Origin of the sequence: Aeromonas cavernicola (assembly GCF_002795305.1) — a bacterium.
Taxonomy (GTDB): Bacteria; Pseudomonadota; Gammaproteobacteria; order Enterobacterales; family Aeromonadaceae; genus Aeromonas; species Aeromonas cavernicola.
Genome location: NZ_PGGC01000252.1, coordinates 1 through 1633, shown reverse-complemented (window position 1 = coordinate 1633; position 1633 = coordinate 1). Strand labels below are relative to the sequence as shown.

At 60.7% G+C, this 1633-nt stretch carries 2 protein-coding genes; both read right to left on the bottom strand.

Annotation, left to right across the window (positions count from 1 at the left end):
- Window positions 1–509 (bottom strand): capsular polysaccharide export protein, LipB/KpsS family (locus CUC53_RS18310; protein ID WP_476692220.1); only part of this gene is annotated, 509 nt, incomplete at its 3' end.
- A 12-nt stretch (window positions 510–521) separates the two neighbouring features.
- The coding region (locus tag CUC53_RS18305) for a capsular polysaccharide export protein, LipB/KpsS family (protein ID WP_476692219.1) at window positions 522–1633 on the bottom strand (1112 nt) is incomplete at its 5' end.

The window sequence follows — 1633 nt, the reverse complement described above, 5'->3', positions numbered from 1 at the left end:
GGATAGCGCCACTGCGCCAATGCCTTATTGATGTGGTAACGACTGGCAAACCAGGCTCTGGCGGCAAAGGTTTTGCCGATTTTGGTCGGGGCTGGCGCGGCGACGGGCCACTGCCACTGTGCCAACTTTGCCCGCTGCGGGTAGAGCGGGCTAAAGGCATTGGCCCCCCCTTGCTCTAGGGTGACAAAGTGGGGGCGCAGATAACCCTCTTCCATGACCCAAAACGGCAGCTGCTTGCGCTGGCAAATCTGCCCCGCCAGCCGATGGTAGTAGCGGCAGTCACCATAACAGAGCACCGTATCCACGGCGTATTGCTGGAGTAACTGCTCAAAAAAGGGGCTCCACTCGCTGGCGGTGCCGCGATAATGCACGGGCTCCCCCGCACAAGGCCAGCAGGCATCGCCACCATTAAAATAGACCTTGATCACCCGATAGCCGGCCGCCACCAAGTGCTGGCTCAATGTTTGATAAAATGGCCCCAAAGGGCCCTGAAGCAACAGAATATTCATCAAACAGCCAGCTTATAAGGTGAAAAAATGGCGGGCATTATGCAATGTCCGAGTAAAATAACGCAACTTGAGTTGCCAACGCTGCCAATGGCGGATCCCTGCAATCTGGGTCGGCTGTTGGGTGGTGAGCTGGCGGATCAACTGCTCTGGGCTACACCACAGGCCCGATCGCCAATCGACATAGCAGGGGTACACCGCCAAGGTGATGTAGACCAACCCCGCTAAGGGTAAGGGGCGCTGGCGCCGCGCCGGAGGATTCACATCCTGAGTCAGCCCCCAGCCGCTGTAAAACGGTTGGCCCCAGGTGACGACCTTGACCCCCTGCACCAACGCCTCGAAGCCACTGAGCGAGGTCATGGTGTGCAGCTCGTCAATGTGGGGATAGAGCGAGGCAAGATTGCCCCCATGCACTTCGCTATCAACGCATTCGCGCAGGCACTGCGCCGAGATAGCCCCCGCCCGATTGCCCGCCACCACATCGGGGTGCGGCTTAAACAAAATATGGGCGTCGGGCTTGGCGGCGCGCACCGCCCACAGCAGCTGCTCGTTGGTGCGAATAACCGGACTGCCGCAGACAATGGACGCATCGCCATCCACTTGCCCCACCACCAACACCCGCTGCCGCCCATCGTGGGGCGGTTGATAGTCACATGCGCCGCCCACGTTGTATTTACTGATCCGGCTTGCTTGCAGCAACGCCACTAACGCGTCCCCCCGCGCTAATGCCGCGTGCCCTAATGGTTGGTAATTGAGCCGCTGCTCCAGCTCGCTGGGCTGGCGGGCGTCAAAGTAGATCCCTATCGGATCAAGGCACAGTGACGAGGGCTGACAAAGATTGGAGCCCAGCCCGTTGGAGCGGATAAAGCCATCTTCTACCCGCAGGGCGGAGGTGAGCTCGGGGTAACGACTGCCCCACACCAGCAGCTGTTCATCGCCGGTCAGCTGGGCGGGCGGGCGCCGGACAAAGCGCAGTTCATCGGCCAGATGGCGGCAAAAGGTGGTGATAAAAGCGCGCTTCCACAGGGAAAAACCCACCAGATAGAGCCGCCGCCAACGGGCGGGCGGCTGCTGTTGGCGTGCCAGCAGCGCCACCACCTCTTCCACCTCGCAGCGCTCTCCCAGCA